Source organism: Geomonas sp. RF6 (assembly GCF_021044625.1).
Lineage (GTDB): Bacteria > Desulfobacterota > Desulfuromonadia > Geobacterales > Geobacteraceae > RF6.
In genome coordinates, this window is record NZ_CP087999.1 from 4746306 (window position 1) to 4762608 (window position 16303).

Genomic DNA, 16303 nt, shown 5'->3' on the forward strand with positions numbered 1-16303 from the left:
GCGGGGCGCGGCGCATGAAGATTATCCGAAGAAGACTAGGTAAGTGGAGCCGCGACCGGTACCGGTGCCGATATGGAGCGGTAGTGGAACAGCAGAGCCCCCGACAAGGGGAACTGCCCCCCGTCCACAGCGATTACCCTTACGTACCTCACCTGGGAAAGATCTACAGCACCGGTGGAGGTCGTGACAGACGCAGGCGTGAGGGAGATTTCCCCGTCCGGGGTCATGAGAGCGCTGGCGGAGTGGTCTGTGAGGGAATATACCGGCTGGGAGTAGCCGACGTAGCTGAAGTTCCCGTCATAGAGCCACAGGTACAGGTTGTATGCACGAGGTTCCGCAGCCAGATACGATGCTGCGGCCGACGCGAAGCCGCTGGAGACAACGCTGTTCCCGGTGAAGTTGAAGGTGCACCCCTCTGCAGGAAAACGCTTCAGCGCCGCGATATACTGCGCAGGGAAGAATGGGGTCGAGTCTTCAGGGGTGTAGAGAAAGTCGTGAGTGGCGTTGGCTGTAGAGCCGGGCTCCTGCATCACAAAATCGTACGAGGAAACCTCACCGTTGGCCAGGACTATGGTCACTTTCCAGTTGCCGGCGAGCGGGAAGGCATTGATATCGGCGCCGTACCACATACCAGCCGCGATGTAGGGCGTCCCGTTGCTGGTAATTCCCTTGGCGCTGTTCGCCCCGGAGATCCTCCATCCCCAGCCGGTCGGAGCGGTAACTGCCCAGTTTGCTATGTCGCTTGCAGCAATGGAGGGGCTGCACTTCACCTGGACGTTCAGGTAACAGGTGGCAACGTTACCCGAGAGATCCGGCGACTCGTTTTCGAACGACCATGCCACTCCCGTAATCACCCCCGACGAGCTGCTGGAGGAAGATGCCCCACCACCACCGCCGCCGCACCCCGCCAAAGCACATAGCACCACAAAAAGTAACATCACATTGCACAAAAATCGTCCCATGCCCTCTCCTCAGCAAATAGAATAGACTGCTTTCGCCGCCATTCCCCTGGAAGCCCGGGGGAAGCGCGACTGGCGCAGCAAGGTAGCATGGATTGCTGAGAAAGTTCAAAGAATTTAATGCGGGCGAGCTCGTCCGCCCCACTGAGGCGGGGAGTCCGTGCCGCCTCTGCCTTGCCGGGCGTCACGGACCTGTTGTTTTATCTCGAAGTTTACCCCTTTGCGCCCCCTTCCCGCGCCCTGATGTACCCTCCGAGGCTGATGTTCATGTGCTGCAGTTCCCTCACGAGAACGACGTAGCTTTTCAGGAACTCCCTGAAGGCCCCCATCTCGTTCGGGGTCGTCGGTGGTTCCGAGATTTCGAGCACTTCCCGCAGAGCATGCTCACGCTTGGTCATCGCCTCGAGGAGCCCGAGGTAGGTTTCCTCGAGGAGAAAATCACCGCGCAGCGCCATGAGGTCGCCGGAGAGGGCCTCGACCTCCTTCAGCGTCCCAACGATCTCCTCACGGACCGCTCTCCAGTTTTCGGCGGTGGGTATCTGGGTATATTTTTCCGCAGAGGGCATCAGCATCAAGCCCTGGCGATTGACGAGGAAAAGGGCCCGCCGGTGCACCTCCCTCAGCCTGTTCTGAGCGGTGCGGGCGGACACGAGGTCCACCGTCTCTATGCTCGCCTTCAGAGCATCACGCAGCCCCTCGGTGAATGTCTTTATGATGCGTGCCGCGCTGTCGATCAACTCCGCTGCGCCTGTAAAGTCAATTTGCACAATGACCTCCTCTAGAGCTGCAGCATCCACCCCTTCCCTTCTCTTTCAATCCCCCCCTTCATGGCGCCGAGAAAGCGCGATCTGAACCTGTCGCCAAGGAGCGCCTTCTTCACTGGCGGCAGCCGGAGAAACCCGCCCACGAAGGCGCGCAGCAGCCGGTGGTCCATGCGACTGGGGTCGTCGAAGATCTGATTTTGCAGCGTCCCCTTCTCCAGCGACTGCAGCATGATGCGCTCGAAGGTGTTTTCCGGATGAATGACCCGCTGCGACCGTTGCGCCAGAGTCAGGGCGCCGCTGCGGCAGCTCAGGGCGCAGACACCGCAGCCGAGGCAGATCGAGTCATCGACGGCGGCCGTTCTCTTCCCTCCAGCGTCGCGCTCGTCGCAGGTCATTGCGATCGCGCGGATGGGGCACGCCTTGGCACACTTGCCACACCCGGCGCACCGGGGGTGATCGACTGCCGCGATGTAGTTGGAGGTGACGATTATGTTGCCATAGCCGTACTCGCTGATCCCTCTCAGGAGGTTACAACAGCAGCCGCAGCAATGGCAGACAAAGCGGACATTGGTGCGGACGTTGTCGGCGGTAAGAACAAGGCCCCGGCTTCGCGACTCGGTGAACCACTCCTCCATCTCGCGACGGGAGACCTCCCGTGCCAGCTTGTGCCGTATCAGCAGGTCCGCGGCCACATCGAACGAGGTGCACGATTCGAGAGGGACGTCGCACCCTTTGCTCCCGAGGTGCATCATCTCGTGACGGCAGGCGCAAATCCCGATGGCGAAACGTTTGGAGTGCGCGATGAGCGCAGCGGCCTTTTCGTAGTCGAGGATCTCGGTGCGTTCCGGCGCCCTGATCGCCTCCTCATGCGGAACGGTGCGAAAGATGGAGTGCACTTCCCCATGGCCGTAGTTGCTCTCCAGGAAAGAGCCCCGCAGGTAGTCGTGAAAGAGGCCGGCGAGCACCTTCGTGTTGACCTCGGGGCCTGTCCTCATCATCGAGAACTCCATGATCCCGATGATGAAGGGGGATGGGGCATAGTGCCAGGCATCAGTTCCCCAGATGTCGAGCACCAGCCCCTTCTCGGCGAGTCCATGCAGGAGGGTCGTCAGGCGCTCCTTGGGGATGGCCGTCGTTTGCTGCAGACGCTCCAGAGTGGAGAGTCCGTTCGGCATGCGCACCACGAGGTCCGCCTCCTCATCCGTGTAGAGCTCCTTCAGGATCGCATACAGCGTCTCGTTCCACGGAGTCCGCGTCTCCAGCCCGTCGATCTTCTCACCAAGCTTCCGGAATAGATCCTTCCCTACCAGGTGCCCCATTATCTACCCCCCGCCTTGAGCGTAACTACCCCTGCCGTATTGGGAAAAAGTGCTCCCTTTCCGAGCATAGTACTGTTTTTTGGATGTGAGACAAGAAAAGTTGAGGTTCAAGGGAGGTAGGGCATGGGAAGGAGTAAAAAAGTCCGTTGCCGGGAAAGGAAAGCGGCGCATGTAGGCCGGAATAAGCGAAGCGTTTCCGGCAGCCCCCATTCCCACGGAAGCCTGGAACGCCTCCGGCTTATCCCGGCGTACATGCAGGCATTCACGGAGCGCGGGGGCTATCGCCCCTTCACAACCTCCATCGGGAGAGTCACCAAAGAGACCGCAAGGCTGCGCCCCTCGATGTTGTAGAGCATGTCGAGGGGGATCTCCGGGGCGTCGCTGGCGGCGACCCCGCGCTTGATACCCATCCGGTCGACGATCAGAGTCTCCTTTTTCCTCCAGAAGTGGCTCTCGGCATTCCCCAGGACGTCGGCGACTATTCCAAGGTAGGCTTCCAGCATCTTGTCATCCCCCCCCACATCCAAAATCTCTTTTTCGATTCGCTGGAGATCTTCCTCGATGGCGGCCACGTCGTGGTGCTTGCCGCGGGGAGAGTCGTCGAATCCCCACCCCTCCCGTTGCAAGAGGTCGAGTTTGGAGCGCAGGAGGGTCCTGTGTTTCTCCAGCCGCCCCCGCCTGGTCTTTACCGCGGTCAGGCGACCGAGGGCAAGCTTCAGGAGATGGTCATACGCCCGGCGCCTCAGGAGACGACTCCTTTCCTCCTCCTTGAAGGAGAGATCGACGAGCCGGTGCCCTTCGAAGCTCACCGTCACCTGCGCCACGTCCCGCATGATGACGTTGCCCGAGCGCTCCACGCCGAAGGCGTTCTTCTCCTGCTTCTCCACAACGAGCATGCCGTGCAGTGAGGAAGCATCCTTTACCCTGCCGTGCTCGCGGCGAAACTCCGCCAGCGTCTCATCGCTCTCCAGAAACCTCTGCATCTCCCCGGCGGACATGAATAAAGTGCGCAGCAGCGGGTTCGTGTCGTAGAGGGCGGGATCGAAGACAATGGCAGGCGTCATGCCGTCGGCAAGGGAGTAGACATGATCAATGGCATGAAGGACCGAGGGACGGAGCTTCTTCTGGTACCCTGACACCGCGCGGATCCACGGATCCGTCCCGTCCACCGCCCGCTCGATCGCCCTCTTCACAAGGCCTTTCGGGTAAGGACCTGTCGATGGACCTTTACCGAACAGAGACTGTAGCAACCTCAGCATCTCTCACTCCCGGAAAGCAAAAGAATGGGAACTCCGCCAGGCCCGGCGCCATCTGCGCCATCACCCCGACAACGTTCTTCTATGCTCCCTCAAATGGCATCCTGTCAACCCCTCTCGTACTTCAGGGTGCACAAAGGCTCACGGCAAAGCCTCTCCAGTCTCCCCTGCAGCTGCAGCCGGACCAATGACCTTATAATTCAAGACCTGACCCCGGGGTCAGGTCTTGAATTATAAGGTTCTTCCGGCGCAAGGCCTTGGAACCTAATGAACTCTGTTGACATGTGAGAGTGAAAGGGGTAAAACGGAATGACCGTTCATTCCGGAGGAAGCAATGGAGAAAGTCGACAAGAGGTGCACCATCATGCGTGCCACCCTCGAGATCGTGGCAGAACAAGGATTTCACGGCACCCCGATGGCGCTCGTGGCGGAGCGCTCCGGCGTCGCCGCCGGGACCATCTACCGGTACTTTGAAAGCAAGGATGTACTGATAGCGGAAATATACCATTTTCTCGAGGAGCGTTTTCTCGCCGTAGTCATGGACGGCTATCCGGAAGGCGCGCCGGTGCGGGAGCGCTTCCTCCACATGGGGAAAGCTCTTGTCAAATACTGCACCTCGTCTCCTCTGGAGTTCAGATTTCTTGAGCAGTTTCACAACTCTCCGTACGGGATCGCACACCGGCGCGAGAAGTTTTTCGGCAACAAAGAGAAGGACGTGCTTTTCGACCTCTTTACCGAGGCGGCAAAGGCCGGGATGGTGAAGGATCTTCCCCTCCCGGTCCTCTTCGCCCTCGGCTTCTGCCCGTTGCTCGACATCTCGCGCGACCACATACTGCACTTCATCGAGCTCGACGCAAAGCTCATCGACAGCTGTGTGGAAGCCTGCTGGGAAGCGATCCGCAAGTGAGGCGGATTTGCGGAATGAATGCTCATTTTGAATGGAGGGACATAAGGTGATTCGGTACCTGATGGATTTTCTGGTTTTCTCCTACGCCGGGGTATGCATCGCAATCGCTTTTATAGCTTTGGTCTCAGGTTGGTCCAAGCGTTCGAAACATCATGATGAATAGCCGAAAGGCACGATCTCAAAGGGGTGAGGTTTTTATGAAAGCAGTTTACAGACTCAGCGTGTTGGCCGCCGCCGTCCTCGTGACGGGAGCGTTATTGACCGGTTGCGAGAAGAAGGCCGCGGCCGGCCCGTCTCAGCAGAAGATGCCGCCTGCCGAGGTGGGGGTGGTGACGGTCCAGCCGCAATCGGTGGCATTGACCACCGAACTCCCCGGCAGGACTTCCGCGTATCTTGTAGCGGAGGTGCGCCCGCAGGTGGGCGGGATCGTGCAAAAGCGCCTCTTCACAGAAGGCGCCGACGTGAAGGAAGGGGAAGTCCTCTACCAGATCGACCCCGCCACCTACCAGGCTGCCTATGCCAGCGCCAAGGCGACCTTGAGCCGCGCCGAGGCGAGCATCATCCCGGTCCGCCTGAAGGCGGAGCGCTTCAAGGAGCTGGTGGCGATGAATGCAGTCAGCAGGCAGGAGTACGACGACGTCTCTGCACAGCTAAAGCAGGCCGAGGCGGAGATCGAGGCGGCGAAGGCTGCCGTGGAAACCGCGCGCATCAACCTCGCCTACACGAAGGTGAAGGCGCCGATCTCCGGCAGGATCGGGAAATCCTCCGTCACCACCGGTGCCCTTGTGACGGCGAACCAGGCTGCCCCCCTCTCCACCATCCAGCGCCTGGACCAGGTCTATGTCGACGTGACGCAGTCGGCGACCGACCTCCTGAGGCTGAAGCAGAGCCTCTCCAGCGGAAAGATGAAGAAGGGTGACCAGGCGAAGGTGCGGCTGGTCCTCGAAAACGGCGCCCCCTACCCTCTCACCGGCACGCTGAAGTTCTCCGACGTCACCGTCGACCAGAGCACCGGCTCCCTCACCGTGCGCACCGTCTTCCCCAACCCGAAGCAGATTCTCCTCCCGGGGATGTATGTGAGGGCGATTCTCGAGGAAGGGGTTGCCGACAACGCCATCATGATCCCGCAGCAGGGGGTCACCCGCGATCCTGCCGGGAACGCCACCGTTATGCTCGTGGGTGCAGGGGAGACGGTGGAGCCGCGCACGCTGAAGGTTTCCCGCGCAGTCGGCGACAAGTGGCTCGTCGACGACGGGCTGAAGCCGGGCGAGAGGGTCATCGTCGAGGGGCTGCAGAAGGCGCGTCCCGGCTCTCCGGTGAAAGCGGTAGCCTTTACCGGGAAACCGGAAGGGACACAGCCTGCCGCACCCGCTCCGGGGGCGAAGCCGGTCACCACGGCGAGCAAGTAGGACTGTTTTTCCGGCCCCTCCCTCCGAGGAGGGTTGGGGCCGTCCATTGAATCGCGCAGACGAATAAGGAGCTTCTCCAATGCCTCGTTTTTTCATCAACCGCCCGATCTTTGCCTGGGTCCTGGCGATCATGGTCATGCTTGCCGGCCTTCTGGCGGTCAAGACCCTGCCGGTGTCGCAGTATCCGCCGATTGCGCCGCCCCAGATCACCATCAACGCCATGTACCCCGGCGCGTCCGCCCAGACGGTGCAGGACACGGTCACCCAGGTCATCGAGCAGAAGCTGAACGGCATCGACAACCTGATCTACATGTCCTCCACCAGCGACTCCGCGGGTGCTGTGGCGATCAACCTGACCTTCAAGGCAGGGACCGACCCCAACATCGCCCAGGTGCAGGTGCAGAACAAGCTCCAGCTCGCCGTGCCGGTCCTGCCGCAGATCGTGCAGAAGCAGGGTATCCAGGTCGTGAAGTCGACCAGGAACTTCCTGCTCCTCGTCGGTCTCGTCTCCGAAGACGGCAAGATGGACAGAAACGCCCTGACCGACTACCTCGTCTCCAACGTCCAGGACATCGTGAGCCGCCTCGAAGGGGTCGGCGAGATGCAGATCTTCGGCTCGCAAAACGCCATGCGCATCTGGCTGAACCCCGCGAAGCTGAACAACTTCCACCTGACCACGAAGGACGTCATCGCCGCGGTGCAGGCCCAGAACGCCCAGGTCTCCGCCGGCCAGTTCGGCGGCACCCCCGCGATACAGGGGCAGCAGCTGAACGCCACCATCACCGCACGCAGCCTTCTGCAGACTCCGGAGCAGTTTGATTCCATCATCCTGCGCACCAACCCGGACGGCTCCACCGTTCGCCTGAAGGACGTCGCCGAGACGAAGATCGGCACCGAAAACTACGACATCCTCTCCTGGTACAAGGGTAAGCCCGTAGGCGCCATGGCGATCCGTCTGGCGGCGGGGGCAAACGCCCTCGACACCGCAAACCGCATCAAGGACAAGATGGAGGAGCTGTCGAAGTACTTCCCGGCCGGGGTGAAGGCCGTCTACCCGTACGACACGACGCCGTTCGTGAAGATATCCATCGAGGAGGTCGTGAAGACCCTCTTCGAGGCTGTCATCCTCGTCTTCTGCATCATGTTCCTCTTCCTGCAGAACATCCGCGCCACCCTCATCCCGACGATCGCGGTGCCGGTCGTTCTTCTCGGGACCTTCGGCGTCCTCGCGGCCGGCGGATACTCCATAAACACCCTCACCATGTTCGCCCTGGTCATCGTCATCGGTCTCCTCGTGGACGACGCCATCGTCGTCGTGGAGAACGTCGAGCGTATCATGACCGAGGAGGGTCTCCCGCCGAAGGAAGCGACGATCAAGTCGATGGGGCAGATCAGCTCCGCGCTGGTCGGCATCGTGACCGTCCTCTCCGCCGTCTTCATCCCGATGGCCTTCTTTGGCGGCTCTACCGGCGTCATCTACCGGCAGTTCTCCATCACCATCGTCTCCGCCATGATCCTCTCGGTGCTGGTGGCGATGATCCTCACACCCGCCCTGTGCGCCACCATGCTGAAGCCTGTGGCGAAGGGGCATCACCCGGGAGAATCGGGGCTGTTCAAGGGATTCTTCCGCTGGTTCAACCGGCTCTTTGACTTCAGCAGGGGGAAATACGAAGGGATCGTCGGGCGCTCCTTCGGGAAGCCGGTGCGCTACCTCGTGGTGTACGGCGCCATCGTCGCCTGCATGGTCTTCTTCTTCCTGAGACTTCCGACCGCCTTCCTCCCGGAGGAGGACCAGGGCTTCATCATGTGCATGGTGCAGCTCCCCACCGGCGCCACCATGGAGCGCACCACCGCGGTGATCCGGCAGATCGAGAAGCACTTTGAAGAGAAGGAAAAGGATGCGGTCGACTCCGTCATCACCGTGGCGGGCTTCAGCTGGGCAGGGCGCGGCCAGAACATGGGGATCGCCTTCGTGAAACTCAAGGACTGGAAACTTCGCCAGAACCCCAACCTGAAGGCGCAGGCAGTCGCGGGGCGCGCCATGGGGGCCTTCTCCCAGATCAGAGACGCCATGGCCTTTGCCTTCTCCCCCCCTGCGGTCGTGGAGCTTGGCCAGGCAAACGGCTTCGACTTCCAGCTGCAGGACCGCAGCGGACTCGGCCATGCGAAGCTCATGGAGGCGCGCAAGCAGCTCCTTGGCATGGCGATGCAGAACAAGAAGCTCGTCGCGGTACGCCCGAACGGCCAGGACGACTCGCCGCAGTTCAAGCTCGACATCGACGACGTGCGCGCAGGCGCCCTCGGCGTCTCCCTCGATGACATCAACAGCGTCCTCGCCACCGCCTGGGGGAGTTCCTACGTGAACGACTTCATCCAGAACGGCCGCGTGAAAAAGGTCTACCTGCAGGCTGACCCGAAGTTCCGCATGCTGCCGGAGGACATAAACACCTGGTACGTGCCGAACAAGTCCGGCCAGATGGTGCCTTTCTCCGCCTTTGCAACCGCGCACTGGCAGTACGGCTCGCCGCGACTGGAGCGCTACAACGGCCTCCCCTCCGTGGAAGTCATGGGGCAGGCTGCCCCCGGCATCTCCACCGGTGAGGCGATGGCCGAAATGGAAAAGATGGCCGCCCAGCTTCCCCCGGGGATCGGCTACGAGTGGACCGGCCTCTCCTACGAGGAGAAGAAGGCGGGCGCGCAGGCTCCGGCGCTCTATGCCATCTCCCTTCTGGTCGTCTTTTTGAGCGTCGCGGCGCTGTATGAGAGCTGGACGATACCGTTTGTAAACCTCCTCATGCTCCCGCTCGGTCTGGTGGGTGCGGTCACGGCGGTTACCTTCCGGCACCTGCCGAACGACGTCTACCTGCAGATCGGCCTCCTCACCACGGTCGGTCTCTCGACGAAGAACGCCATCCTCATCATCCAGTTCATCAAGGATCAGATGAAAGAGGGGCTGGGGGTTGTGGAAGCGACACTTGCGGCAGTAAAGATCAGGCTCAGACCGGTCATCATGACCTCGCTCGCCTTCTTCTTCGGTACGCTCCCTCTGGCACTGACCAGGGGTGCAGGGGCAGGCGCGCAGAACGCCATCGGCACCGCCGTCACCGGCGGTCTCCTTTCGGCGACCTTCATCGACCTGATTTTCATACCGTTCTTCTTCGTCCTCGTCACCCGGACATTTGCCCGGAAAAAGGCTCCCGCCGCTGCACCGGCCACCTCAGTGGACGCCCCGGAGGTCATTTGATAATGAGAAGGATCAATCTGAGCATGGGCATCGCCATCGGTGCCCTCCTTTCCCTTACCGGCTGCTCCACGCTGGCACCGAAGTACAAGCAACCTGCGGCTCCGGTGCCGGCAGCCTGGCCCACCGGCGGCGCCTACAAGAACACCGCAGGAACGGCTGGTGACCAGGCGGCGGCCGACATCGCCTGGAAGGACTTCTTCACCGATGATCGCCTGCGCAAGGTGCTCTCCCTCTCCCTCGACAACAACCGGGATCTCAGGGTCGCGGTGCTGAACATCGAGAGGACGCGCTCCCTGTACCAGATCCAGCGCTCCGAGCTCTTCCCGTACGTCGATGCCGGCGGGAGCTACGTCGCGGCACGCACCCCGAGGACGCTTGCGGGGGGGGATGCCGTCACCTCCCACACCTACGCGCTGACCGTCGGTTTCAGCGCCTATGAGCTCGACCTCTTCGGGCGGATCAGAAGCCTCAAGGAAAGGGCTCTGGAAGAGTTCCTCGCCACGGAGCAGGCACGCAGAAGCGCGCAGATCGCCCTCGTCTCCGAGGTCGCCAACACCTGGCTGTCGCTTGGCGCGGACCAGGAGCGCCTGAGGCTTGCAAAGGAGACGCTGGCAACGAACCAGCAGTCGTATGAGCTCACGAGAAAGCGTTTCGATCTCGGCGTCGCTTCCGAGCTCGACCTGCGGCAGGCGCAGACAAACGTGGAGGCGGCTCGCGTCGACATAGCCCGCTATACCTCCATCGTGGCGCAGGACCGAAATGCCCTCGATCTCCTGGCAGGGGCCACCGTCCCGGCCGAACTGCTGCCGCAGGAGCTCAACGTGGTGAGCGCGCTGAAGGGTGTTTCGCCGGGGCTCCCCTCCGATGTGCTGCAGCGCCGTCCGGACATCCTGGAAGCGGAGAACCGCCTCAAAGGTGCCAATGCGAATATAGGAGCGGCCCGCGCTGCGTTCTTCCCGCGCATCACGCTCACCACAGACATCGGCCTCGGCAGCAGCCAGCTCAGCAACCTCTTCAAGGGAGGGGCGGGACTGTGGAGCTTTGCACCGCAGATCAGCATCCCGATCTTCAATGCGGGGGCTAACAAGGCAAACCTGAGGGTGGCGGAAGTGGACAGGGACATCCTGGTGAGCCAGTACGAGAAGTCGATCCAGGTGGCGTTCCGCGAGATTGCCGATGCCCTCGCCACACGCGGCACCGTGGAGGACCAGCTCTCCGCGCAGCAGGCACTGGTCGACGCCGCGGCCGCGTCCCGGCGGCTTTCCGAAGCTCGCTACCAGAAGGGGGTGGACAGCTACCTCGCCGTCCTCGACTCCCAGCGCGCCCTCTACGCCGCGCAGCAGAACCTGATCTCGCTGCGTCTCTCGAGGATCGCGAACCTCGTCACCCTGTACAAGGTTCTCGGCGGCGGCGCGTAACGCGTTTCGCTACAGCAACATCCAACTGCTTTCGGTAGGACAAAAAAAGTGGCCGATCCTCTCAGGGATTCGGCCACTTTTTTTGTGTGTACAACTTCCGCTCTCGTTCGTTACTTGATGTGGCAGGAGAGACAGAGGGCGGAGTTGCGGTTTGACCCGAGCAGCAGGTAGTTGGTGGCGTTGGCCTCGTCCTGGTTCTTCTTGTTGTGGACGTCGTGACAGGTAGCACAGGTCATGATCAGCCTGCCCCCCCTCGTCTGGCTGGCGTAGAGACGGTCCGCGATCTTCATGGTGCTCCCTGTGAAGGTCGCGTCGGAGATTCTCACCCACTCATCTTTCCCTTTAACGTGCGCCTCGAGGGGGGGATCGCCAGTGACAGGTCCAGTAGCGACGCCGTCGGCGTTGTTGATGCCGTCATAGACGAAGCCGATGGGATGGTCGTTGGAAAGGATGCCGTCCTTTCCGATGACCGGGGTAGCGAAGTCGGTGTCGCTCTGAGTAAGGTACTTGCCGCCAGTAAAAGCGTAGTGCGTGTCTACTGCGATGGCGCCGTCATGGCAGCTCATGCACAGCAGGCTCGGGCCTTCCATCATCGTTTGAGGGTCGATCGTAGCGTCGATGGTTGCGGTGTTGTAAGGGGTGTAGGTCTTGTTCGGCAAGGTGTGGGACCAGAGGGGGAGATAGTCGTTCCCCGTTGTGATGGCGTGGTGCGGGGTATGGCAGTACGCGCATACACGCCCCTGCAATATCTCTGGGTCCGATGCACCTATGGGAGCAGCATACAAGGTCATATCATGCACCGAGCCTTGGACACCTGATCTTGGTGCCGTGCCGGCGATTGCAATCGTCCCACAAAAGGAGAGAAGAACCAAGGTGCTGCTGAACAGTGCCTTTGCTTTCATCGTACTCCTCCTTGTTAGAGATCCTAATGATGACCATGCGTTGCACCGCATGCTTTTGTGACTTCAGACCCCTCCTTTTTGCTGTCGACGAGGACAGCGCATAGTGGCATGGTAAGAGACGTAGACAGAGAAACGCCTTGTGCACGCAGAGATACCGCCTGCAACGCAAAACAGTAGGCTCAAGCAAAGGCGCTGTGGATTAGCAGAAAGGTGGCATGTGCCGACGCCCTCCGTGGGACAGTATCAATGACATAACATAGAGTACTTTAGGGCAGCTTAATCTGTAAAAGCCACCTGTCAAGAGTAGTAAGTTTCCACTAGGAGAGAAAGAAAGTCGAACTACGGAAGGGCTTCTGGAAAGACAAGAGGACAGGCGTGGTCAGTGACAGAAAGATATATCCTTCGATAGAGTATTAGCTCCTGTCGAGAGTCGCCACAAACTCACCCTCGAAGGCTCCAGCGATCTCTCCCTCGTACTGAAGAACAGAAGGTAAGACAATTCTCCCGATGCCCCGACGTTCCAGCATGCGCACAAAGCGCTTCCAATCTTCTGCAGCGGGAATGTGCGAGGTTGCGGTGAAGGCCCCCCACATGGGGCGCAGGTACTCCATGCTGTTGCGTTGGATCACGATGCCTGTGGAGATGCCTGCCAAGGAGAGGTGGACGTGCACCAGGGACCACGCTGCAAGAATAGCTACCGCCGACGCACTCCCTCCAAAGACAGTGTGCTGGTGGTTAATGTTTGGAGGAAGCGGCGCAGTGAGAACGACACTGTCTTCAGTAACAGAGACAACTGCAACCTCCATGACCTTGGACAGCGGGATGTTCTCATGCAGGTACTGCTGGAGTTCTGTAGGTGTCATGGTATCCCCGTTACGCGCTGAGGCTGTCCCGATGGAGGGTTGTGGTGCAATGTAGGCCGGGATAAGCCGCAGGCGTTCCCGGCATCTGCGCCAGCCGACAAAATCTCAGTTACTTGTACTCCTTCCACACAAGCCCAGTTTCCGTCCTGAACTTCGTTATGCTTTCGCTGTCCTCCAGACTTCCGCTGAAGCTGTTGTCATCGTCCCAGAGGATACCCTCAGGCATGAGCACCTTGAAAATGTAGCCGTTGCTCCCGAGCTTCCTGGTGCCGAGCTTCTTCACAATAGGCGCGCTGCTCGATCCGTGGATGGTAGTGACGCAACTCACCTCAGCCTGGCTGCTCATTTGCGCGCTGCGGAATTCGTAAATCCCGTCCGGCGCATTCTCTATAACAGCCTGAATGGTATTCACCCCGATCCGCAGGCACGTCGGCGAAAGCGTCTGGACCTTTTTCGCCTCTGCCGCCGTCTGTCCTTTCTTGTGGCGCGCCTTCGGATAAGGCCTGAAGAGAACCTGCACCGTCAGACCGTTCGCAGCTATCTCCTTCCCGCTTATCTGAAGCTCCAGCTCCCCTTTCTTGGGCGCAGGGAAAACGGGGTCAGGAGGTCGTGCCTGCGCCGTCGGGCCTTTCTCCCGCATCTCCTGCGCCGGCTTTGCCGGTGCCACCACAGCCCACCGCTTTGCGGGCGCGGCCTGCTGCACAGGGGCTGACGGCACCGCGCCCACTGGAGGCGGGGTGTGCCCCGCAACCGTCGAAGTCGCCGGAACTGAAGGTGCCGGCTTTGTTGCAGAGGTCCCCTTCCCCATCCCTGCCGTCGCCACTGAATCCCGTTTCGCTGGAGAGGAATGAGCCGTCGCTACCGGTTCCGGCTTGGCAGGTGCGGGAGGAGCCGTCGCTATCGGTTCTCGTTTGGCTTGTACAGGAGGAGTCGTCGCTATCGGTTCCGATTTCGCTGGTGCAGGAGGAGGCGTTGCTATCGGTTCCCGTTTGGCTGGTGCAGCAGGAGCCGGAATGACCTTCGCCTCGCGCTGCTGGGGACGCTCGCGCGCGGGGGGTGGCGCTGCAGGCTTGGGCTCGGGTACCGTGACGGGTTGCGCTGCAGGGGGCGGGACAATTTCAGGCGCAGCGGGCTTTTGCGGTGCCGGCAAAGGTGCAGCAGATGCGACTTCTTTTTTTGAGAAAGGAGAGGCGGAGGAAATTTTCTCGAATCGCGCGGATCCTGCTAAACGCTCCGTCGTTGGTGTCGCTCTCCCCTTCTCTGCGGAAGAGACCGTTTGGACCGGCTTTGCAGGCCGTCGTGCCGCTACAGGTGCGGCCTTCATCGCAAAGGTCTCCTCGCCGTCTGCTTCTTCACTTTCCACGGCAGCGGCCTCGTCCTGCGGCTTTGGATCCGATACCTCATCCATACCTTCAGGAGCATCAGAAATCTCTGCTAATACGCGCCCTGCAGGCTCCGATACCATGGAGACCCACACCACCTCCTGCTGAAGTGGCCACTCGACAAGGAAGAAGATCGTCAGAAGCAGGTGGACGCAGACGGAGCACGCTCCCGGCCAGAAGAACTCCCACGGATCAGTCGACTGACGATACCTGATGCGAACCTTCCGAGGGACCACGCGGACCTCCGGCAGACGTCATTGAAGCAGAAGCTGGAGAGTTGGAGAGCAACCTTTGCAAATACTAGCACTTCTTATAACAGGACAACTATCAGTCCGCAAAACACCTGATTCGATAATTAAAACCAGAAGCAACACACGCCTCATACCTATGACACGGAAAACCCCTCTTTTCATTGACGCTATGGAATCGTGCAGTTACATTGGCTCTGGCAAAAATCACTGGAGGCAGAGATGAAAGAGATAACGTGGGATGAATTCGAACAGGTAGAGCTTCGAGTTGGAACGATAGTGGAGGCTGAAGTTTTCCCTGAAGCCAGAAAGCCAGCCTACAAGATAGCCGCAGATTTTGGTCCGGAGATCGGCATCAAGAGGTCCAGCGCCCAGATTACCGACCTGTACAAGCCGGAAGAGCTGATAGGCCGCCAGATAGTCGGGGTGGTAAACTTCCCCGCCAAACGGATAGGCCCGGTGCAATCGGAATTTCTCGTCTGCGGCTTTTACCGCGAGGACCGCGCGGTAGTCCTGGCAGTGCCGGAGCGTCCGGTGCAGAATGGAGCAAAACTCGGCTAGATGTTGGGCTGTCAGACGAGCAGGGGCTAGAGCTTTAGTTCCTTCCGGATCTGTTTGATAATGTCCGAGGGAGAAAGTGCGACATCGACAACAACTGCACCCTCCCTCGGCTCCTCCAGTGTCTCGACCTGGCTCTCAAGGAGCTTCGGGTCGATGAAGTGACCACGCCGCTCCTGAAGGCGCCTGGCTATGAGGTCGAAGTCGCCGGTCAGCAGGACCAGTCTTGCATCCCCTTCAGCGCAGTCGAACAGGAGCTGGCGGTAGGGCTCCTTAAGCGCCGAGCAGGCGAGCACGGCGCTTCCATTCTCCTTCCGTACCGTGCGCAGCAGGTCGCACAGGACCTCCAGCCACGGCGCCCGGTCCTCATCCGTGAGGGGGATCCCCTGCCTCATCTTTTCGATGTTGTGGGGAGAGTGAAAGAGATCGGCGTCGTAGAAGTCCCAGCCGAGCTCCGCCGCCAGGAGCGTCCCGATCAAGGTCTTGCCCGCCCCAGATACTCCGGAAATGATCACAATCATGTAGTGATTGTACCGGCAGCAAAAGAAAAAGGCCGCCCGTTTCCGGGCGGCCGACGTCTCAATCCCCGTTATGCGCCTTCCGCCGCACCTCCAGGCCGTCTGCACGAAGCTCGTCGGCCACCATCTCGGCCACCTGCGCCACGCGCCCCTGCAGGGGCGGGGTGAGTTCACACCCCGCCTCAAGCGATCCAGGGATTACACCGATGAGGGAAACCCGCTCCGGGCAGGTGCCGCGCATCTCGGTCAGGAAGAGCACCTCCTGGATGCCGATCTGGTGCGGCGACATCTTCAGCGGCAGCCGGTCGAGCATGATCTCTTCCTTTTCGAAGCGGTACAGCTTTCCCGGCTCTCCGGCCGCGTCCACCACGTCGAGTACGTAGATCCGCTCCGCCTCCTCCAGCTTGTGCGTCACCATGATCCCCAGCGTCCCGCCATCGAAGAGCTCCACCTCCTCCGGCAGATCGTAGTGCTCCTCCAGATAGCGGATGGCATGCACCCCGAACCCCTCATCGGAAAGGAGCAGGTTTCCCGCTCCGAAAATCAGTGTCCTCAT

Annotated in this window: 14 protein-coding genes; 5 read left to right on the forward strand and 9 right to left on the reverse strand. The window is 60.6% G+C overall.

Annotated features, from left to right (window positions below; translation table 11 throughout):
• Positions 1-35 precede the first annotated feature (35 nt).
• The 4 genes from LPW11_RS20185 to LPW11_RS20200 form a co-directional block, all read right to left on the reverse strand.
• Entirely contained in the window at positions 36-962 is a 927-nt protein-coding gene (locus LPW11_RS20185) for a hypothetical protein (protein WP_230995664.1), read from the reverse strand.
• A 209-nt stretch (positions 963-1171) separates the two neighbouring features.
• Positions 1172-1726, reverse strand: coding sequence for a hypothetical protein (locus LPW11_RS20190; RefSeq protein ID WP_230995665.1), 555 nt, complete (start codon positions 1724-1726; stop codon positions 1172-1174).
• 11 nt (positions 1727-1737) lie between these two features.
• Positions 1738-3042: an ATP-binding protein gene (locus LPW11_RS20195; RefSeq protein ID WP_230995666.1), complete on the reverse strand. Its 1305-nt coding sequence runs from the start codon at positions 3040-3042 to the stop codon at positions 1738-1740.
• A 278-nt stretch (positions 3043-3320) separates the two neighbouring features.
• Entirely contained in the window at positions 3321-4235 is a 915-nt protein-coding gene (locus LPW11_RS20200) for a hypothetical protein (RefSeq protein ID WP_230995667.1), read from the reverse strand.
• A gap of 397 nt (positions 4236-4632) precedes the next feature.
• On the opposite strand from LPW11_RS20200, the gene LPW11_RS20205 reads away from it, so the two are divergent.
• The 4 genes from LPW11_RS20205 to adeC all read left to right on the forward strand — a co-directional run bounded on the left by LPW11_RS20205 (position 4633) and on the right by adeC (position 11276).
• The gene (locus LPW11_RS20205) at positions 4633-5205 is read left to right on the forward strand and encodes a TetR/AcrR family transcriptional regulator (RefSeq protein WP_230995668.1); all 573 of its coding nucleotides are present in this window, start codon (positions 4633-4635) and stop codon (positions 5203-5205) included.
• A gap of 197 nt (positions 5206-5402) precedes the next feature.
• Positions 5403-6614 carry an efflux RND transporter periplasmic adaptor subunit gene (locus tag LPW11_RS20210; protein ID WP_230995669.1) on the forward strand — a complete coding sequence of 404 codons (1212 nt, stop codon included), beginning with the start codon at positions 5403-5405 and terminating at the stop codon, positions 6612-6614.
• A gap of 79 nt (positions 6615-6693) precedes the next feature.
• The gene (locus LPW11_RS20215) at positions 6694-9858 is read left to right on the forward strand and encodes an efflux RND transporter permease subunit (protein WP_230995670.1); all 3165 of its coding nucleotides are present in this window, start codon (positions 6694-6696) and stop codon (positions 9856-9858) included.
• A 2-nt stretch (positions 9859-9860) separates the two neighbouring features.
• Positions 9861-11276 (forward strand): AdeC/AdeK/OprM family multidrug efflux complex outer membrane factor, encoded by a 1416-nt coding sequence (gene adeC, locus LPW11_RS20220; RefSeq protein ID WP_230995671.1) that lies wholly within the window; start codon positions 9861-9863, stop codon positions 11274-11276.
• 110 nt (positions 11277-11386) lie between these two features.
• On the opposite strand, the gene LPW11_RS20225 is transcribed toward adeC, so the two are convergent.
• From LPW11_RS20225 to LPW11_RS20235, 3 genes are all read right to left on the reverse strand, one after another.
• Positions 11387-12067, reverse strand: coding sequence for a hypothetical protein (locus tag LPW11_RS20225; RefSeq protein ID WP_230995672.1), 681 nt, complete (start codon positions 12065-12067; stop codon positions 11387-11389).
• 524 nt (positions 12068-12591) lie between these two features.
• Entirely contained in the window at positions 12592-13041 is a 450-nt protein-coding gene (locus LPW11_RS20230; protein ID WP_230995673.1) for a YiiD C-terminal domain-containing protein, read from the reverse strand.
• Between the two features lie 109 nt (positions 13042-13150).
• Entirely contained in the window at positions 13151-13708 is a 558-nt protein-coding gene (locus tag LPW11_RS20235; RefSeq protein WP_230995674.1) for a hypothetical protein, read from the reverse strand.
• Positions 13709-14893: 1185 nt separating this feature from the next.
• On the opposite strand from LPW11_RS20235, the gene LPW11_RS20240 reads away from it, so the two are divergent.
• The gene (locus tag LPW11_RS20240; protein ID WP_230995675.1) at positions 14894-15232 is read left to right on the forward strand and encodes a tRNA-binding protein; all 339 of its coding nucleotides are present in this window, start codon (positions 14894-14896) and stop codon (positions 15230-15232) included.
• A 26-nt stretch (positions 15233-15258) separates the two neighbouring features.
• On the opposite strand, the gene LPW11_RS20245 is transcribed toward LPW11_RS20240, so the two are convergent.
• Positions 15259-15750 (reverse strand): gluconokinase, encoded by a 492-nt coding sequence (locus LPW11_RS20245; RefSeq protein ID WP_269145357.1) that lies wholly within the window; start codon positions 15748-15750, stop codon positions 15259-15261.
• 58 nt (positions 15751-15808) lie between these two features.
• A complete protein-coding gene (locus LPW11_RS20250; RefSeq protein WP_230995677.1) occupies positions 15809-16303 on the reverse strand; it encodes a HyaD/HybD family hydrogenase maturation endopeptidase in 495 nt (164 codons plus the stop codon).